This window comes from Lysinibacillus sp. FW301-JW8, from assembly GCF_058788755.1.
Window position 1 is genome coordinate 1 of record NZ_JBYTBB010000032.1, and the last position, 20439, is coordinate 20439.

Annotated in this window: 17 protein-coding genes; all 17 read right to left on the reverse strand. The window is 38.0% G+C overall.

Going from position 1 to position 20439, the window contains the following annotated elements; translation table 11 throughout:
* Window positions 1-705: 705 nt before the first annotated feature.
* The 17 genes from lysS to AC3WOM_RS13960 all read right to left on the reverse strand — a co-directional run bounded on the left by lysS (window position 706) and on the right by AC3WOM_RS13960 (window position 20197).
* On the reverse strand, window positions 706-2199 hold the full coding sequence (lysS, locus tag AC3WOM_RS13880; RefSeq protein WP_427545224.1) for a lysine--tRNA ligase: 1494 nt from the start codon (window positions 2197-2199) through the stop codon (window positions 706-708).
* A gap of 185 nt (window positions 2200-2384) precedes the next feature.
* A complete protein-coding gene (dusB, locus tag AC3WOM_RS13885; RefSeq protein ID WP_492447294.1) occupies window positions 2385-3425 on the reverse strand; it encodes a tRNA dihydrouridine synthase DusB in 1041 nt (346 codons plus the stop codon).
* A 108-nt stretch (window positions 3426-3533) separates the two neighbouring features.
* Window positions 3534-4028, reverse strand: coding sequence for a 2-amino-4-hydroxy-6-hydroxymethyldihydropteridine diphosphokinase (folK, locus tag AC3WOM_RS13890; protein ID WP_492447295.1), 495 nt, complete (start codon window positions 4026-4028; stop codon window positions 3534-3536).
* A complete protein-coding gene (gene folB, locus AC3WOM_RS13895; protein ID WP_427545230.1) occupies window positions 4028-4393 on the reverse strand; it encodes a dihydroneopterin aldolase in 366 nt (121 codons plus the stop codon). Before folB ends, folK begins: the two co-directional genes overlap by 1 nt.
* Window positions 4393-5247 carry a dihydropteroate synthase gene (folP, locus tag AC3WOM_RS13900; protein ID WP_427545232.1) on the reverse strand — a complete coding sequence of 285 codons (855 nt, stop codon included), beginning with the start codon at window positions 5245-5247 and terminating at the stop codon, window positions 4393-4395. Before folP ends, folB begins: the two co-directional genes overlap by 1 nt.
* A 13-nt stretch (window positions 5248-5260) precedes the next feature.
* Window positions 5261-6100 carry an aminodeoxychorismate lyase gene (gene pabC, locus AC3WOM_RS13905; protein WP_427545234.1) on the reverse strand — a complete coding sequence of 280 codons (840 nt, stop codon included), beginning with the start codon at window positions 6098-6100 and terminating at the stop codon, window positions 5261-5263.
* Window positions 6101-6682, reverse strand: coding sequence for an aminodeoxychorismate/anthranilate synthase component II (gene pabA, locus AC3WOM_RS13910; protein ID WP_427545236.1), 582 nt, complete (start codon window positions 6680-6682; stop codon window positions 6101-6103). It lies immediately after the preceding gene.
* Window positions 6679-8088, reverse strand: a complete 1410-nt coding sequence (locus AC3WOM_RS13915; RefSeq protein WP_427545238.1) for an anthranilate synthase component I family protein — start codon at window positions 8086-8088, stop codon at window positions 6679-6681. Before AC3WOM_RS13915 ends, pabA begins: the two co-directional genes overlap by 4 nt.
* A 254-nt stretch (window positions 8089-8342) precedes the next feature.
* Window positions 8343-9272, reverse strand: coding sequence for a cysteine synthase A (gene cysK, locus AC3WOM_RS13920; protein ID WP_492447296.1), 930 nt, complete (start codon window positions 9270-9272; stop codon window positions 8343-8345).
* A 280-nt stretch (window positions 9273-9552) separates the two neighbouring features.
* A complete protein-coding gene (locus tag AC3WOM_RS13925; RefSeq protein ID WP_427545242.1) occupies window positions 9553-10524 on the reverse strand; it encodes a peptidyl-prolyl cis-trans isomerase in 972 nt (323 codons plus the stop codon).
* Complete coding sequence (gene hslO, locus AC3WOM_RS13930) at window positions 10508-11389, reverse strand: Hsp33 family molecular chaperone HslO (RefSeq protein WP_427545244.1); 882 nt, start codon at window positions 11387-11389, stop codon at window positions 10508-10510. The genes AC3WOM_RS13925 and hslO overlap by 17 nt, the downstream gene beginning before the upstream one ends.
* A gap of 21 nt (window positions 11390-11410) precedes the next feature.
* On the reverse strand, window positions 11411-12178 hold the full coding sequence (locus AC3WOM_RS13935) for a type III pantothenate kinase (RefSeq protein WP_427545246.1): 768 nt from the start codon (window positions 12176-12178) through the stop codon (window positions 11411-11413).
* A gap of 192 nt (window positions 12179-12370) precedes the next feature.
* Window positions 12371-13204 (reverse strand): aldo/keto reductase, encoded by an 834-nt coding sequence (locus tag AC3WOM_RS13940; protein WP_492447297.1) that lies wholly within the window; start codon window positions 13202-13204, stop codon window positions 12371-12373.
* 239 nt (window positions 13205-13443) lie between these two features.
* Complete coding sequence (gene ftsH / locus AC3WOM_RS13945; protein ID WP_427545250.1) at window positions 13444-15474, reverse strand: ATP-dependent zinc metalloprotease FtsH; 2031 nt, start codon at window positions 15472-15474, stop codon at window positions 13444-13446.
* Between the two features lie 283 nt (window positions 15475-15757).
* Window positions 15758-16300 carry a hypoxanthine phosphoribosyltransferase gene (gene hpt / locus AC3WOM_RS13950; protein ID WP_283870272.1) on the reverse strand — a complete coding sequence of 181 codons (543 nt, stop codon included), beginning with the start codon at window positions 16298-16300 and terminating at the stop codon, window positions 15758-15760.
* 65 nt (window positions 16301-16365) lie between these two features.
* Complete coding sequence (gene tilS, locus AC3WOM_RS13955; protein ID WP_427545252.1) at window positions 16366-17772, reverse strand: tRNA lysidine(34) synthetase TilS; 1407 nt, start codon at window positions 17770-17772, stop codon at window positions 16366-16368.
* Between the two features lie 40 nt (window positions 17773-17812).
* The gene (locus AC3WOM_RS13960; RefSeq protein WP_427545254.1) at window positions 17813-20197 is read right to left on the reverse strand and encodes a SpoIIE family protein phosphatase; all 2385 of its coding nucleotides are present in this window, start codon (window positions 20195-20197) and stop codon (window positions 17813-17815) included.
* Window positions 20198-20439 lie beyond the last annotated feature (242 nt).

Here is a 20439-nt window from a genome sequence, read left to right on the forward strand (position 1 = left end):
AAAAGAAATTTGATTAGCTCAAATTGTTTTGCTGGCATCAATTTTGATGTCCAAAATTTTTGTTTTGTTCACCAGCAGAAGCTAGCTACTAAAAACTTGATTGATTACGTTTTGCTTGTTCAGTTTTCAAGGTTCATTGTGATTGCATCAACAGCAACCATTGTATTATAACATCTTTCTTTTTGTTGTCAAGCACTAAATTATTTTAATTTAGTTGTTCAAGAGACAACTCTCAAAATATATCATAATTAAATTCTAATGTCAACATTTATTTGGAATTTGCATTCTCAATGTCAACTCTTGCGTCGTCTTAGCGACAAGTAATAATTTATCATGATTCAAACAACTATGCAAGCATTTTTGAAATATTAATTCATATTTTTAAAATCTTTGATTTTACGAGCTATTTTACGTATTTTCTAGAGAGATGAACTAATGTACGCTCGTGTTATACATGATTATTTGTTTAAATATACATTTCTTTTATATAAATCTCAACAAATAAAAATTAGAACTGGGCATATTTTAAATCAACTGTACATAAGGTTGAGCCTTATTTTTTAAAGTTCTGCATGATTATTTTAATCGGTTTAGAAACAAAAACAGGAGCCACGGTACTTATTAAACCCCTTGACTCCTGCTATTTATGCGTGTCCTTTCTAATGAAGTCTATCATTTTAAAGGATAACGCCTTCTTATATATAATTATTTTGTAATATGACGCATAGTTGGGAATAATAGTACATCCCGAATTGAAGGTGAGTTTGTAAGGAGCATGATTAAACGATCGATACCAATACCTAAACCACCTGTTGGAGGCATGCCAAATTCTAATGCTTCAATGAAGTCATTATCCATCTCATGCGCCTCATCATTTCCTGCTGCCTTTTCAGCCATTTGTGCCTCGAAGCGCTCTCGTTGATCGATTGGATCGTTTAGCTCTGTAAAGGCATTCGCATGCTCACGTCGCACGATAAAGAGCTCAAAACGGTCTGTAAAACGCTCGTCCTCTGGGTTTTTCTTCGCTAGAGGAGAAATTTCTACCGGATGACCATAAACAAATGTTGGTTGTACAAGAGTTTCTTCAACCTTTTGCTCAAAGAACTCATTAATAATATGACCTACTTCATGAGCTTCTTTAACCTCAACTCCATGCTCTTTAGCAAGTGCTTGAGCTTGTTCTACAGTCATTGGTTGCCAGAAATCCACACCTGTCATTTCTTTTACGGCATCTACCATATGAACTCGTTTCCAACCCACAGTAAGGTTAATTTCATCTTCCCCATATTGAACTGTCGTTGTACCAAGAACTTCTTGTGCAACATGAGCAATCAGGTTTTCTGTTAAAGACATTATATCCTTATAATCAGCGTATGCTTCATATAACTCTATCATCGTAAATTCGGGATTATGACGAGTTGAAATTCCTTCATTACGGAAAACACGGCCAATTTCATATACTTTTTCTAGCCCACCAACAATTAAACGTTTTAAATGCAATTCAATTGCAATACGCATATATAATTCCATATCAAGCGCATTGTGGTGTGTAATAAACGGACGAGCCGCAGCACCACCAGCAATTGTATGAAGCATTGGTGTTTCTACTTCCAAGTATCCAGCATTATCTAAGTAATTGCGAATTGAACGAATGATTTTAGAACGAGCAATAAACGTTTTTTTACTATCTTCATTTGTCATTAAATCTAAATAACGTTGACGATAACGTTGCTCCACATCCTGTAAGCCATGAAATTTCTCTGGCATAGGGCGTAGGGCTTTTGTTAGAAATGTAAACTCCTCAGCCTTTACTGAAAGCTCTCCAACTTGCGTGCGGAATACATTTCCTCGAACTCCAACAATATCTCCGAGGTCAGCTTGTTTAAATAATTCATATGCTTCTTCGCCAACATGGTCTTGACGAACGTAAATTTGAATTTGACCACTTAAATCTTGAATATGTGCAAAGCCAGCTTTGCCTTTACCCCGTTTAGTCATAATGCGACCTGCAATAATTACTTCTTGTAGATGTTCTTCTAGCTGCTCTTTTGTTTGATCTGCAAATTGCTCACGTACTTCCGTTGATAAATGTGTACGCTCAAAACGACTTCCAAATGGATCTTGGCCGTTCTCTTGGATAGCCGTCATTTTTTGGCGTCTCACCAAAAGCTGATCATTTAACTCTTCTATATTTGACACTTATTTCACTCCTTATTAAATTGTCCGCTTTTACGTCCATAATATTTCTATTGTACACAATTTTATTGCTGTAATCATCTGTTTCAGTTTTTTTTCGAGATCAGCAAAAATGATTAATGATTCTGAAAATTAAAGTCTACAACAAAAAAAGCGTCTCTTTTAAGCATCGAGACGCCTTCTGGTAATTACATAATTAATTCTTTTGCTACTGGTACAATTAACTTAGACTCACTTTCTTCATAGTCTTGCACAAGACCATTTAACAAGGCGCGGAACTCAGAAGCTGTTTCTGTTTGATTAATAGCATTACGAGCTTTCCCGTTCCCTCTTACACCTTTTAAATACCATGAGGCATGTTTACGCATCTCACGTACTGCCACAATCTCACCTTTTAATTGAATAAGGCGCTCGAAATGAAGTAAACACACATCCATTTTTTCACGAACACTTGGCTCTTCCTTTAACTCACCTGTTTCAAGGTATTGAACTGTACGATAAATCATCCAAGGGTTGCCTAGGGCAGCACGGCCAATCATCACAGCATCAACACCAGTTGTATCTAACATCCGTTTAGCATCTTGAGGTGTCTCAACATCACCGTTACCTAGTACAGGGATCTTTACATTTTCCTTTACTTGACGAATGATATCCCAATTCGCTTTTCCTTCATACATTTGCACACGAGTTCGTCCATGAACCGCTACTGCAGATGCACCTGCACGTTCTGCTGCCTGTGCATTCTCAACCGCAAAGATATGCTCGTCATCCCAGCCAATACGCATCTTTACGCTGACAGGTTTTTTTACAGCATCTACAACAGCCGCTACCATCTCATATATTTTATTTGGATCTAAAAGTAAACGAGCACCAGCTTCACATTTAATAATTTTATTAACCGGGCAACCCATATTAATATCAATAATATCTGCAGTTGTATTTACATCTACATACTTTGCAGCCTCTACTAATGTTGCCTTATCTCCACCAAAAATTTGTAGTGAAAGCGGATTTTCACGCTCATCTATATAAAGCATTCCTAAAGTTTTTTCGTTCTTATAGACGATCCCTTTATCACTAATCATTTCCGCATATACAAGCCCTGCTCCAAATTCTTTTACAGTTAGTCGGAAGGCAGAGTTACAAATTCCAGCCATTGGCGCTAATACGACACGGTTGTCCATAACAATATCGCCAATCTGAAACGGCTTCTCAGTTGCTTGATTCAATGTTGATTTCCTCCTTCGTTGGGTTTTATATATCCTACCTACAATGCGATGAAATGATTGATCATCCATACACACAATTGTTAATTTATGATTGCAACATAACTAACTCTACTTAGACTTCAGCCATAGGGTTACACCTTCGTCTGCACAATTTAACTGTTGGCATAGGTTATGTGCTCGTTGTAATTGTTCTCCAGCAGGTACAGGTGTAATTTCTACCAACGGAACTAACACGAAAGCTCGCTCATACATTCTTGGATGTGGAATAATCAAGCGCTCCGTTTCAATATTTTCTTGATTGTAAAGCAAAATGTCAAGGTCTATGATACGAGGGCCCCATCTAAATTCACGTACACGCCCAAGTTCTTGTTCAACTGATTGGCATATGTTCAACATTTCAGAAGAAGATAGGGCAGTTTTAATATGAACTACAATGTTTAAAAAATCAGCTTGATCAGTATAGCCAACAGCAGATGTTTCATAAACGGAGGAAATACGATCAACCTCAATCCCTTCGGTATCTTTTAAAAGTTCTACAGCGTGTTGGAGATTTTCTAAGCGCTCTCCCATATTCGTGCCGATAGATAAATAAACATCATTCATTAAAACTCACCCCTCGTTACTTCAACCGAAACTTCTTTATAGTAACCATGTATGGGTGGGTCTGGTTTAATAAGCTCTACACGAACACCCTTCACTTTATCTACGTATGTCTCTAATATACTATTTGCTATTTTCGTAACAAGTGCTTCAATTAGCTTTAAAGGCTCACCTTCAACAATATCACGGCAAAGCGCATAAACTTCAGCATAGTTTACCGTATAGTTTAGATCATCTGTTTCCCCAGCATCTGTCATATCTACCGCAAGTGAAACATTCGCCCGGAAGCGCTGACCAAGTGTTGTTTCTGCTGACAATACACCATGATAACCATAAAACTGCATATCCTTTAAATGAATATAGTCCATTACGCTTCCTCCTTATAAATGCGTTTACCAATTAATACATCAGTCATATGGGTAGCTCGTGCCATTTCCTGTACATCATGAACTCGAATAATATGACACCCCTTTTCTATGCCATAAACAACTGTTGCACTTGTACCTTCTATACGTTCCTCAACAGGCAACTGCAAAACATTACCAATCATTGATTTACGTGATGTTGCTAGCAAAACGGGATAGCCCATTTCCACTAAATCGTTTAAATGTTGCATCATTTTTATATTTTGCTCTGTAGTTTTAGCAAATCCAATGCCTGGATCTAAAATTATATGGCTATCAGGGACACCAGCATTATGAGCAATGGCAATACTATTCTCTAAATCCATTCTTGCTGTTGTCCAAAAGTCTGAACTATAATCTGTATTTTTACGATTATGCATTAGAATAATTGGAACATCTAACTCTGCAGCGACTTGAGCAATCTCAGGCTCAGCCTTTGCACCCCAAATATCATTAATTATATGTGCACCAGCTTCTATTGCAGCACGAGCTACATTAGCCTTATACGTATCAATCGATATAATGGCTGGCACTTCAGCCACTAGCGCATGAATCACTGGAACAATGCGGGCTATTTCATCTTCATCCGAAATACGTGTATAGCCTGGGCGAGTTGATTCTCCGCCAACATCAATGATTTTAGCTCCTTCAGCTACCATTTTTTTCGCTTGTGCAACAGCGGATTCTACGTTATTGTATTTGCCACCATCCGAAAAAGAGTCTGGTGTAACATTTAAAATGCCCATCACAAACGTTTCTTTTGTATAGTCTAAAGTAATACCATTAATCGTTAATGGTGTTATATATTTTTCTAGCATGATAACGCTCCTTCTATCCTTGCTCTACTTCTTTAATAAACGCTTCATGTATACTCGAATAAATAGGTCCTTCCTTGCCTAGCAACAGTTTGTTTGCTAGTTTACGAATTGGCACAAGTTCTTGAATTGAATTTGTAATAAAGCATTCAGAACTATTCTCAACATCATTCTTCGTAAAGAATCCTTCCTTTACTTCAATGCCTAGAGATAACGCTTGTCTGATTACCCATCCTCGTATAATACCTGGTAAAATGCCTGTGTCCAAGGAAGGCGTATATAGTATATCATTTTTTACCCAAAAAACATTTGATGTTACACCTTCAGCCACAAAGCCATCTCTTGTTAAAAATAAGCCTTCCTGTTGTGCTAAGGATGGCATTTCAAAGCGACCAAGAACATTATTCCCGTAATGATGTGACTTAACGCGGATTCCCTTTTCAGGGGTATTACGAGGCGTCTCCAGCCACTGCGCATTTTTTTCTGTACCCCTAGGTGTAGACGGTAATTCTTTACGAAAAACAATCACATTGGGTTGCTTGTATTCCATTGGCTGCAACCCAATACCATGCTCCCCAGCCGATACATTTAGACGGAAATAACCATCCTGTCCATTAGACTGTTTATTTAATTGCCGAACAGCCTCTAGTAATGTATCTGAAGAATATGTCAAATGAATATGATATTGTGAGAGTGCAGTATGTAACCTTTCCATATGCATGTCCCACTCAAATACTTTATCTCCATATGTCCGAAACGTTTCAAAAAAGCCTAAGCCATATAAAAATCCATGATCATATGGTGAAATACGTAAATCTTGAGCTTCTATATATTCTCCGTTCATCCAACAATACATTTACTTCGCTCCCTCTACATACAATTCTATAAATTGACGCAGAAGCTTTTTTCCTTGCTCTGTCATTATGGATTCTGGATGATACTGTACACCTTCAATAGGATAATCCTTGTGGCGAATGCCCATAATTTCACCTTCATCTGTCCAGGCAGTTACTTCAAAGCATTCTGGCAATGTTTCCTTTTCTACAATGAGAGAATGATAACGAGTAGCCTGAAACGGATTTGGCATGTCCTTATGCAGACCTATGTTAGCATGCAATACAGGTGAGACTTTTCCATGCATCAAACGTTCTGCTCGAATAACATTTCCTCCAAATATTTGCGCTATCGCCTGATGCCCTAGACAAACACCTAAAATCGGAATATTTCCCGCGAAATAGTTAATAATGTTCAAGCTTTCACCCGCTTCATTTGGGCTACACGGTCCAGGTGAAATAACGATCATATCAGGTGCAAGTTGCTCAATATCCTTCACTGTTAACGTGTCATTTCTTTTCACAACTAGCTCATGTCCAAATTCCCCAAAATATTGAACAAGATTATACGTAAAAGAATCATAGTTATCTATCATTAAAATCATTTTGCTCGCCCCTCTGCCATTGCCTTTGCCTGCCACATTGCCTTCGCTTTATTCAAAGACTCTTGATATTCTCGCTGTGGAACAGAATCAATGACAATTCCTGCTCCTGCTTGAATATGTGCTACACAATCTTTTACAAAGGCCGTACGAATAACAATATTGAATTCCATATCACCTGTATAGCCAAGCCAGCCAATTGAGCCTGTATAAAGCCCACGTCTTACAGGTTCTAATTCTTCAATTATTTCCATCGTACGAATTTTTGGGGCACCTGTAATTGTGCCGCCTGGGAACATAGCACGGATAACATCTGCATTTGATCTACCTTCAGCGATTTCTCCCCGCACGTTAGACACTATATGCATTACATGTGAATAGCGTTCAATAACCATAAACTCATCCACCTCGACTGTTCCATATGTGGACACTCTGCCTAAATCATTGCGCTCCAAATCAACGAGCATTACATGTTCTGCTCGTTCCTTGTCGTTGTCGATTAATTCCTGCGCTAATACTATATCCTCTTCCTCAGATTTACCTCTTGGTCGTGTACCGGCGATTGGTCGTGTAGACAATTCATTACCATGGCGCTTCACTAAAAGCTCTGGTGATCCAGAAACAACCGCAAAATCAGGTGCTTCAATGTAAGCCATATAAGGGGATGGGTTGAAAGCACGTAATGCCTCATATACATCCATCGCTGATGCGGTTAATTTTTTAGATTGACGGACAGATAGGTTCACTTGAAATACGTCGCCTTGCGCTATATATGATTGAATTTTACCTACTGCTTCTTCAAAGTCAGTTCCCGCAAATGATACTAGCAATTCATTTTCATCATTTACTATTTCTACAGCACTTGTTTTTTCAAATTTACGGTCATTTAAACCTTCTTGAGCCGCTACATACCATGCATTAGCCCACTCTTCCAAATCAACATCGCTTTTTTCTAACTTCATAAGCGTGACTTTATTTGTATTCACATCATGCACAGCCCAGCAGTCGAAAATATAAAAGTATATATCAGGAATATGTAAATCGTCCTCTGCGGAATCTGGCAACTCTTCAATTTTTCGCGCATAATCATATGCTACAAACCCAATTGCACCGCCTTGGAATACTGGCAATGCAGCATTGTATGAAATTTGGTATTTCGCTACCAAATCCTCTAATAATGAAAGGGATTCACCGAGTAGAATTTCACTATCCCCATTTCGCCAATTCACAAGCAGACCATCCTTAACTGATTGCGCAGTGGCTAATGGATTCCATGCCCCTATTGTAAAATGCCCTCCACGTCCACTTTCTAAAAATACATGTGCTCGTTCTGCTTCTACTTGCTTTTTATAGCTATAAAAAAACGAATCTACATCCATCGTTATTGTTTTAGTTTTTATTGTCTTCAAGCTGCCATTCCCCTTTAAATCATTTGATGTGATTCCATCTTAACTTGAATATTGCTGAGAAGCGAATATTTTTAAATCGTTCCAATCAATTTCATACATAACAAATGCTCTAAAATGTTTACATGGTCTGGTCGTTGAGAGACTAGCTATCTATAGCCATAAAACTCATCACACGCCCTAAGACTTCCTTTTTAAAATTCTTTAACAGAAAAAAGACTCCTCGTTAAAGGAGCCTTTGTCAGCAAATCATTAGATTAGTCTTCAAATTGGTATAAAGGTGTTGATAAATAACGTTCACCATTAGATGGAACAATTGCAAGGACATTTGAGCCTTTGCCTAAACGTTTTGCTGTTTCAATTGCTGCATAGATAGCTGCACCTGATGAAATACCACATAAAATTCCTTCTTCAAGCGCTACTTTACGTGCTATTTCGAAAGCAATCTCATTTTCAACAGGGAATACTGAAGAATAGATTTCTGTATTTAACACTTCAGGTACGAATCCAGCGCCAATACCTTGAATCTTATGCGGTCCTGGCTGGCCGCCTGAAAGTACTGGTGAATCCTTTGGCTCAACTGCAATAATTTCGATCTCTGGATATTTTTCTTTTAGTACAGCACCTGCACCTGTAATTGTACCTCCTGTACCTACTCCAGAGACAAATGCATCTAGTGTTAAACCATCAAACGCTTCAACAATCTCTGGACCTGTTGTCAAACGGTGAATAACAGCATTAGCAGGGTTTGTGAATTGTTGTGGTAAGAAGTAACCTTTTTCAGCCGCTAATTCTTCCGCTTTAGCAATTGCCCCTTTCATGCCTGATGGCCCCGGTGTTAAAACAAGCTCTGCTCCGTATGCACGTAATAAGTTACGACGCTCTAAGCTCATTGTTTCTGGCATTACTAAAATAGCTTTATAGCCTTTAGCTGCTGCAATCATTGCTAGACCAATACCTGTATTACCAGAAGTAGGTTCAATAATAGTACCTCCCGGCTTTAACGTACCGTCTTTTTCAGCTGCTTCAATCATCGCTAATGCTAGACGATCTTTTACTGAACTGCCTGGATTAAAATATTCTAATTTTACATAAACCGTTCCTTCGTTTTCACCTGTTGCTTGATTTAACTTTACAATTGGTGTTTTACCAACTAATTCAGCTACTGAGTTCGCTAATCTACTCATTTATTAATCCACTCCTAATTCCTACTATTTTTATAGGTTTTACTTATTTTGTATTTTATCAATTTTTCCATTCGATTGTCAATAAATAAAACATATATTTTCAGAATATTTATTGAAACTTAGAATTTATTTATCAAGCTTTGTGAAAACATGAAAAAAATCCGCCGAACTATCGAGAATATACCAATATGCTGATGACGCAAATCGTCTGCAGTTTTTTTGGCTCACCTATTCCGCAGATTTCTTGCAGATTCTTTCTTAAACGCATTGGAGCTACCTATTATTTATCTTTTTTCTCTTCTCCATAATACCAAGTTGCCTTGAATTCAGACCAAAATGCTTCTGGTGTAACAGATTGTGGTAATTGATCTAGCGCAAGCTCACGTTCAATATGCTCTTTCACATCTTCGTATGTAAAGGATTGTCCTTCTATGATCTCTTGGACTTTTACAATCCCATAATGACCGTTATTAAGCTTAAATGCTTTACTTACCTCATTTGCTTTTAATGCCATCGTTGCCTTTATAATTGCTGGATCGACATTTTCCTGTTTTTCTGTGAGAAAACCAATATCTCCACCCAAACTAGCTGAGGCACTATCTAAAGAAATTTCTCGTGCTAGCACGGAAAAATCAGAGTTATTTTTTAGCTCTTTTAATGCTTCCTCAGCAGCTTTTTTGGAATCCACTTCTATGAAATTCGTACGATAGCTCGTTTTTGTATTGTATAGTGATTGATTTTCTTCATAATATTTTTCAATACTATCTTCTTTTATTTCTACATCTTTTGTTAGTACCTTATCTAAAATAAGCTGTGAGCGTATTTTTTGTCGCAGTTGCTCAGCAGACAGATTTTGCATTGCCGTATCAAATTTATCCTGTGCAGAGCGCATTAGAGCAAGCTCTAAATCAATTTCTTTATCTGTTACTTTAATTTTAAATTTCTTAGCTGCCTTTTCCATCACAGATTCATTTACTAAATTTTGTAGTGTCTCTTTACCATAGCGTTCTTCCATGGCAACCATCCACTCTTGACGCGTGATAAACTCCCCGTCAACGGCAGCGACTTGTTCGTCGCTACCAATTTCTTGACCTTTATTTGGGATTAACCAAGCAATCAACCATAAAATATTTCCTAATAACAAAACGGCAATAACTGTTAAAGCTGGTTTCGTTTTTAAACGTCGTTGCAATAGGGGCGTTTGGTTTGGCGTTGCAGTGTTTGAAGGTCGACGATTACGCGTTGAGCTCATCAATATAACCTTCTAGTTCTTCTTTGGAGAAATGATATGCTTCTAAACAGAAATGACACTGTGCTTCAGCACCGCCATCTTCATCAATCATTTCTCGAATTTCCGCTGTCCCTAAACCTAAGATTGCAGCCCCAAAACGCTCTTTTGAACATTGACATTTAAACTCTACTGGCATGGAATCTAAAATCTGAAGATGATTTTCTCCTAATACTGCTTCTAAAATTTGCTCAGGCGTATGGCCTTTCTCAATCATTTTGGAAACGGGCTCTAATGTTGAAAGATGCTGTTCGATTTCATTGATTGTCTCTTCATCACAGCCGGGCATTAATTGAAGGATAAACCCTCCAGCTGCAAGAATCGTATTATCAGGATTTACTAAAACACCTAACCCCACCGATGACGGTACTTGCTCAGATGTAGCAAAATAGTAAGTAAAGTCTTCAGCAATTTCACCTGAAACGATTGGCGTTTGGCCTGAGAACATATCTCTTAAACCAAGGTCTTTAACAACCGTTAGAGCTCCCTCTGTTCCAACACCTGCGCGAACATCCAGCTTACCCTGTTCGTTTAAATCGAAATGAACGTGAGGATTTGTGACAAAACCTCGTACATCACCTTTAGCATTACTATCGATAACCATTGGACCAATTGGACCGTTGCCCTCAATTTTAATAGTGATTTTTTCTTCGCCTTTCAGCATGGCACCCATCATCACAGCAGCGGTCATAGATCGACCAAGGGCTGCCGACACTACTGGCCACGTATTATGACGGCGCTGAGCCTCCCCTACAGTTGCTGTTGTACAAGTTGCAAAAACACGAACTTGTCCGTTGAACCCTAAGCCTCGTACTAAATAGTCTTTCATAAATGAAATGTCCCTCATTTCCTATTGGTTGCGTTTATATAGCTTATATAAACCTTTTAATGTTAAAAACGGATCAACTACATCAATGACCTGCGTCTCTCCGGCGATTAAATTGGCTAAGCCGCCAGTCGCAATCACGAATGGCTCTTCCTTACTTTGTGCTTTCATGCGATTAACAATTCCCTCAACTTGTCCAACAAAACCATAAAAAATTCCGGCCTGCATCGCAGAAACTGTTGTTTTTCCTACAATATGGGTAGATCTCAATATTTCGATACGTGGTAGCCTAGCAGCTTGTGTATAAAGTGCCTCCGTAGAAATTGTTATACCTGGGGCAATTGCACCTCCCATGTAATCACCCTTTTCATTTAAGTAACAAAATGTTGTAGCAGTACCAAAATCAACAATAATTATTGGTGCTTTATAAGCATCTAGAGCCGCAATAGCATTTACAATACGATCAGAGCCAACCTCACGTGGGGTTTCATACTTTATATTCAAACCTGTTTTCACACCAGGTCCTACAACAAGCGGTTTTTTACGGAAATATTTTTGACACATCGCTTCTAACGAAAACATTATCGGTGGTACAACCGAGGATATAATAATACCGGTTATTTGTTCGAATGAGATGCCTGCATGATTGAAGAAAGCTGAAACTTGCATTGCATATTCATCTTCAGTCTTGTGAAGGTCTGTCACCATACGCCAATGAAAGGCTAAATGATCGTTTTCATCATAGACCCCTAAAACGATATTTGAATTTCCTGCATCTAAAACTAATATCATAGTGACGCCCCCAATTTCTTGCACCTCATTGTCATTGTAACTGGCTCTATACATTTGATACAACTATACAAAGTGTAGTTGAAATAAAGTTAAAATACTTTTAAAAATGATACCATACTTTACACCCTACGAAATAGCATTCATACTCATTTTAAAAAGGAGCCACCCTCCTATTAAGTAGCTCCTTACAGTTTATTTAAAATTAAACTTTTCTGGATCTGGACCACAGCGTAGTCCATCATGCAATGCGTCTAACTGAGACATTTCTTTTTCTGTTAGTGCAAAATCAAAGACATTTAAATTCTCTGACATGCGTGTAGGAGTCATAGTTTTCGGAATAGTTACTACCTCATGCTGAACATCATAACGTAACACAATTTGAGCTGGTGTTTTGCTATATTTTGACGCCAGCTGCTGAATCAAGGCTTCTTCTAATAAAGCACCGTTCATCAGTGGGGACCATGCTTCTACTTGGATTCCTTTTTCCTTGCAGTATGCACGTACTTCCTCTTGTGTTAAATGTGGATGAAATTCAATTTGGTTAATGACAGGAATAACCGTTGCTTCCTTCAATAAATTTTCTAAATGATGCACATGAAAATTACTAACACCTATTGAGCGTACTCGTCCATCCTGATAAATTTTTTCAAGCGCTTTATAAATATTCATGTAATTATCATCGATTCCTGGCCAATGAACTAAATACAAATCTAAATATTCTAAGCCTAATTTTTCTAAACTGTTATCATATGCTGCAAGTGTTTCTTCATAGGAAAGTCCAGCATTCCAAACTTTTGATGTGACAAATAGCTCTTCACGTGTTACGAGCCCTTCCTCAATTGCTGTGCGGATTCCTTGCCCCACGCTTTCCTCATTGCGATATACTTGCGCTGTATCAATGCTACGGTAACCTTTTTTAATAGCTGTTTTTACGGCCTCAGCCAGGTCATCTCCTTCAGGTACTCGGAAGACACCATAGCCTACTAACGGCATTACTAAGCCATTATTCAATGTCACATTCTCCATATTTCCATACACTCCAATCTCGTTTGTTATACAGACTAATGTCCAAATAAAGCACCATAAGTAACTTCCTCAAAATCCTTTGACAACCAGACTATTCTAGAATCTTCTTAGTTAGAAATAGCAAGTTGTAAAAACGCTTATCTTGAAATTACGTTAGATAATATCTATATCCTAATACCTGTTAACGAAAAAAGGCAAAGAAAAAGACTGTTCACTTATTGTAAACAGTCTTTCTCAAATTAATCACGTTTTTCATCGATACCTTTTGGTGTATTATGATTGAGCTCTGAGCCCTCTTTTGGTAAATCAGCCGTTGTTGGATTTGGTTCTTTGCTAAGCAATTCCTTTTTAACAGTTGGCTCACCAACGATATCTAATGTTGGTTTAGTTTCAGCTTTAGGAGCTTTTTCTTCAACCACCTCAACAGCCTCTGGTTCTGGTAAGACGCCGTGATCACGTAAATGTTCGATTTCTTGCGCATTCAATGTTTCTTTTTTCATCAAAGTATTGGCAATTAAATCGAGTAAATGACGTTTTTCCGTTAGGATTCTCTTAGTACGCTGATATTGAGAGTCGATAATTTTTTGCATTTCTTTATCAATCTCATAAGCAATTGAATCAGAGTAGTTTTGATCCGAATTAAAGTCACGACCAAGGAATACATTACCACCTTGACTTGAACCAAATTGCATCGCACCAAGATTTTCACTCATACCATATTCAGTTACCATAGCACGAGCAATACTTGTTACCTTTTGGAAGTCATTATGTGCTCCAGTAGAAACTTCGCCAAGTACAATTTCCTCAGCGACACGACCACCCAAAAGCCCTGCAATACGGTCTAACAATTCTTGTTTTGTTGTAAAGAAGCGTTCTTCCTTAGGTAACATAATCGCGTAGCCTCCTGCTTGACCACGAGGAACGATTGTTACTTTGTGCACTGTATCCGCTTCATCTAGCTCTAAACCAACGACTACGTGACCAGCTTCATGGAAGGATACGAGCTTCTTCTCTTTTGCAGAATATACACGACTAGCTTTAGCTGGACCAGCGATTACTCGGTCAGATGCTTCATCGATATCTGTCATATTAATTGTACGTTTGCTTTTACGCGCAGCTACAAGTGCAGCTTCATTTAATAGGTTTTCTAAGTCAGCCCCTGAGAAACCTGGTGTACGTTGAGCAACAGCTGCTAAATCAACTGAATCTGCTAAAGGCTTATTGCGTGCATGTACCTTAAGAATTGCTTCACGTCCTTTTACATCAGGATGACCTACTGTAATTTGACGGTCAAAACGACCTGGACGTAATAACGCTTTATCTAAAATATCTGGTCGGTTTGTTGCGGCAATAATAATAATACCTTCATTCGCACCAAAGCCATCCATCTCAACCAATAATTGGTTAAGCGTTTGTTCACGCTCATCATGGCCACCACCAAGACCTGCACCACGCTGACGACCTACTGCATCAATCTCATCGATAAAGATAATACACGGAGCGTTTTTCTTTGCATTTTCAAATAAATCACGAACACGGGATGCACCGACACCGACAAACATTTCTACGAAGTCAGAACCTGAAATCGAGAAGAACGGTACGCCTGCCTCACCTGCTACTGCTCGTGCAAGCAATGTTTTACCTGTACCTGGAGGACCTACAAGTAAGATACCTTTTGGAATACGTGCACCGATTTCAGTGAATTTGCGGTGGTCTTTTAGAAAATCTACCACTTCTACAAGTTCTGCTTTCTCTTCATCAGCACCCGCTACATCTGTAAAACGAACTTTTTTCTTTTGATCATCGTAAAGTTTTGCTTTGCTTTTACCAAAGCTCATTACTTTATTGCCGCCACCCTGTGATTGACTCATCAGGAAGAAGAATAAGAAAATGATAATGATGAAAGGAATAATCCCTGTAAAGAATTGAATCCATCCACTTGTTTCTGGTGCTGTTAAATAGCTAATATTACTATTCTTATCCTTAGCAGCCTCATCGATGCGCTCCATTAAAAATGGGTTATCACGTGGGATATTTGCAGTAAAGCTTTCCCCTTTTTCATACCCCTTTAGTGTACCTTCAACGATGTATACTGATTTATCAGGTTGAATTGTAGCTTTTGTTATTTCTTTCTTATCTAGAGCTTCTTGAAACTCTGCATAAGTTAACTCTTTCGTTGGTGCATTACTACCATTGAAAGTACCAAAAATACCGATAATCACTAGGAAAATCAGTAAATAAAATATGGTATATCGAAATATTCGATTCATCTCCAGCCTCCTCATTACAAACAGAAAAATTATAAGTAAAATCTTAACATATCATGATTTCATCATACAACGAAAAGCCCTACTTAAAAAAAGTTTGGTTCGCTTTTTGTCGAAATAGAAACATATTTATGTCATAATCACTGCATCCCAGCGTAATTGTACCTGTTCCTCGTTCTCAGCACAGCTAAACAATGTGTCAAGATTTCGAATTATTATTAATTCATTAAAAATCTGACCTTCGCTGAAGGCTTACTTTTCATAGCTGGGGGTATTTCGTTAACTCTTAGAAAGAATATACTTCTGGTTTTAAAATACCGATATATGGTAAATTACGATACTTTTCTGCGTAATCTAAGCCATATCCAACAACAAAGCCATCTGGTACTTCAAACCCAACATAATCAGCTGCTAAATTTACCTTACGACCTGATGGTTTATCTAACAATGTAACGATCTTGATGGATTTTGCTTTGCGGTATTTAAATAAGTCTACTAAATAACTTAATGTTAAACCACTATCGATGATGTCCTCGATAATTAATACATCACGTCCTTCAACGCTTGTATTTAAATCCTTAAGAATTTTTACTTCTCCTGACGACACTGTGGCATTTCCATAGCTGGAAACATCCATAAAGTCTAGCTCAATGAAAGAATCGAAACGCTTCATCAAATCCGTCATAAACGGCATTGCTCCTTTAAGAACACCAACTGCTAACGGGAATGAATCTTTGTATTCTGCAGTCAATTGCGCTCCTAGCTCAGCAATTCTTTCTTGCAATTGTTCCTCTGTAATCATAATTTTTTCGATGTCATTTTGTAACATGTCGATTCCTCCTCGTGTGTATCAAAAAATCTTCAACCTTTATGGTGAAATGTTTTACAAAGACCTTAGTCTACGATGAGCACTGTATCATCGTTTGGTTGCGGAGTGGTTGAAAAAAACATTCCCATACGCACACCAATTACCGCTACGACCTCATTAGATGGAGAAATCAGTAACGGCCAGCTATTTCGCTCATTTAAAGGAATCTTTTCATCTATAAAAAGGCGAGATAAGCGTTTTGGCTGATCCATTCCTTTTAACAGCATTCTATCCCCCTCCTTGCGAGCTCTAACATAGAGAGGAAGTTTGAGTCTGCTAGCGTTAAAATAAAAAAGTTGTGCAGTATCCGTCAGCAATTCAGACGATAAATCAGGCAACTTGACTACGCATAAACGTTCACCATTTGTCAGTGTTGTCCACCCATTAGCAGTCGAAATAATTTTTTTCTCAGGAGAAGTTTGACCTTCTAATGGTTCTTTCTTCTGAATCGATAATTTTCCGTAACGGCGAACTGCTAGAAATTCTTCTGGCAAGTGAACTTCAGCATACCCTGCTGTCGTATCACAAAGCTTTAAAATTGAAGTCAATAAAGCATAACTTTGTATCGTATTTGAATCTTTGTAAAGATAGTTTAATAGTATTAAAATGAGCCTCCTTTGTAAAGCAAGTGGTACCAATTGAAAAGCCTCAATTTCCATGCTATATGTATTTTCGTCTATTATTTTAATTATTCTAGAAAATACATCCTCCGCTAAAGTCATTAAATAGGCATCATCTTCTTGTAATTGTTCTGTAAAATGGGTCACTTGCTCGGTTACTCGTGGGTTTTCTGCCTCCAATAATGGCACCACATGATGTCTAAAACGATTACGTACATAGGTGTCCTTAAAGTTGCTAGCATCTTCACGGTAATCTAAACCTTGTCTAAGTAAATATTCCCTTATTTCAGACTTTGTAACCGTTAAAAACGGACGAATTAATGATTTTCCTGCAAAAAAACGCTGTGGCCGAATACCTTGCATACTGTTAATCGTTGCATTTTTAGTCAGGGCCATTAATACTGACTCCAGTTGGTCGTCCGCATGATGTGCAGTTACAAGCTTGCTAGCATTAGTTTCTTGCATGATCTCTTTAAAATACCGATACCTTTCTCTACGACAAATCAGCTGTGTATTCCCATTTTCTAAAGCCATAATCTCTGGTATTGGAATTGCTTTTGCATGTAAATATATTTCATGATTATCACAATATCTTTGGACGAAGACCCTATCCTCAGCAGACGCTTCTCCTCTTAACATGTGATCAACATGAATAGCCTCTACCTTAATTCCCCATCTTTCTTTTGTTTGAACAAAATAATGAAGCAAAGCCATGGAATCTACACCACCCGAAACGGCGATGAGAAGATGGTCGTCTTGCTGTATTAATTGCTCTTCTTCGATAAGTAATTTGACCCTTAATTCAAATGACAAACGCTTCTCCTCCCCTTTTCGCTGTCTATACTTTAATCATTTAACTCATAGAATATTGAACCGGTCTAAACACCGCCCAAGTCGGTACAACATGTGTAACCTCTAACATCAAAACTGTACAATCATCCTCTATATCATAGTGCTTTTGGAAAGACTGCATGATAGTCGTTAATTTTTCCTGTATAGATTTGGTAGTGCTCGCAACCTGCTGAGCATAAGCCAAAAACGATTCTTCTTGTTCATCCCAATCAGCAATACTTGAAAATAACCCATCGGAATGCATTAGAATAACATCCCCTGCTTTCAGTTTTCTTTTTTCTGCCTCAATTGCTGAAATGGATAAAAATCCAACAGGTGCTGCATTACTTTCAACTTTTAGTACCTCTTTCCCACGTAAGATATACGTAGACATTCCTCCTGCCTTCCATGACCATAAATCACCGTGCTGTAAATCGACAAGGGCAAAATCCAGTGTTGCATACATATCATCTTGTTGTTTTAAGGACATGACATAATGTAATGTGTGCATCGCAGTCTCTGGATTCATATTGTAATTTAAGCATTCCCGCATTAAATGTATTAATTTTCTACTTTCATGCTGTGCTTCTTTACTCTGTCCCATACCATCTGACAATAAAATAGCAAATAATCCTGGGTGCAATTGAAATAACGCATGGGAATCACCAGAATATAATGTTGCATCTTTTGACATACTATATATATCATACTCTACTTCAAAACTAATAGCTGACCTAAAGCTTACTTGAATATGGCGAAATGGTACATCTGATGTTACTACCTTTTCAATTTCAAACGGTTCTTCAAAAATATCATATAAAATCGGCAGTATCATCCTTTCTGCCAATGTTGTATCCTCTTCCCAATCGACTCTAGCTGGTGTGAGTGCACAGACAATTTTCCTTGCTCCAGGTTTATTACTCAGCACATCTAGCTGGAAGCATTCAATATTTGCCTCCTTTAGTTTTTGGATAATATCCTTTTCCACACTAACAAATGATATAGTGTCCTCCTTCATCTCTGCAATTAGTTGATTTAGATGATTGCTCATATCACGTAATTGAAGAGCAATCATTTTCTTTCCGTGGAAATATTGTCCATTAATACGCTCTCTGTATAGCTCCGTTTCTAACTCCTCGAAAATTTTTGTAGACTTCACACATTTATAACGAATTTGTTCCTCTGCTCGATGTATAGCAGATTCCTTCCCCACTCCCTTCATATGAAACCAATCTGTCATCAGCTTGTCCATACCGTTATTTTGAGCACCCCAGCAGCGATCATAACGGAAACAACTTAAGCATGTATTCATCGGTGACACTTCCTTTGCAGCCTCAACAGGAGTTGTCATAAAGCGTTCAAACACAAGTTCCTTCATGAATTGTACAAAATGCTGAAAATGCTCTAGTTTATAGGTGACATGCTCAGTCAACCAATTTTGACGGGCGAGCAGTATCTCCTCGCGTTGTGGAAACAGCTTGTCCCTCACCTTATCAGAATACTTTTTGGGAATGGTTAGAAAAGCTATACTCCCTACAGTAATGGATGTAAAATAAACGCTATCTAATGGTAATGTTGCGTCGTAAAATAGAAAAAATACACTAGGCAAGATGCTACCAGCCGCCACTCCAAATCTTCCTGCCCGAGCCCCCATTCCTGCACACAATCCAGTTAATGTTGCTACCGAAAGCATACCCGTAAAAGACAGCTTTGCAACGCCAATGAGCGTTCCAAGCACTGCTCCAATTACAGTTGCTAACGGTACACTTCCCACTAATGCACCAAAGCATATAAAGAGCTGCAATAAGAAAATGGGCAGAGAAAAATAACTAATAACAACTGTTTGCATCCCTGTAAGCATGGCGGCAAAAACTACTAGCCCAGAACCAAGCTTTTCGTATGTCCAATGACTCGTAAACCATTCATAGGAATTAACAAAAAGGACTTGCATAAAAAGAGTCATAATAAGCGCTAATGCAACTTCACAGCCAACATAAAATTGTACAAGCACAGGAGGCAAGCCCTGATACATAACCCCTTGCCATATCATTTGAACAAGCAATATAGCTAATGCAACTGCAATACTTTTGGGGAGCTTCCAGTACCGAAAACGCATGATACATTCATACATGGCAATTTGAAAGGCTAATATAACAACTTGTCCAAACCCAAGAAAGAATCCACCAATTAAACCACCAATTAAAACATATTTAGCATATTCCTTATACTTCGTTCGTATAATTGCCCAAAAAGGAACCGAGAAAGGTACAGCTGCTTCAAATACAACAGACTGAGCTAAAAAAAAGGATGTTATAAAAAATAAAGAGCCAATAAGCAACTGCCTTTTTTTCACTCCTAGTTTATGGTCAGCTACGTTCGCTGTGTCAAACCACTCAATACTTGTCATTTCACTATCCCCTTTCCACACTTTCGGCTATTATAAGAAATTATGCTTGGAAAGATTGTCTGACGGTGACAGGAAATATTTTAAAAATTTCGACGAATACATATGCATAAATACGAGAATTGGCAGCAATCTCTACAAAAATTTCAGCTACTTAAATATTAATTTGTTTTTTTATAAAATTAAATCGTCATCACAAATTGTTTTTAGATCTGTAAATATTAGCAACCATAGGATTAGATACC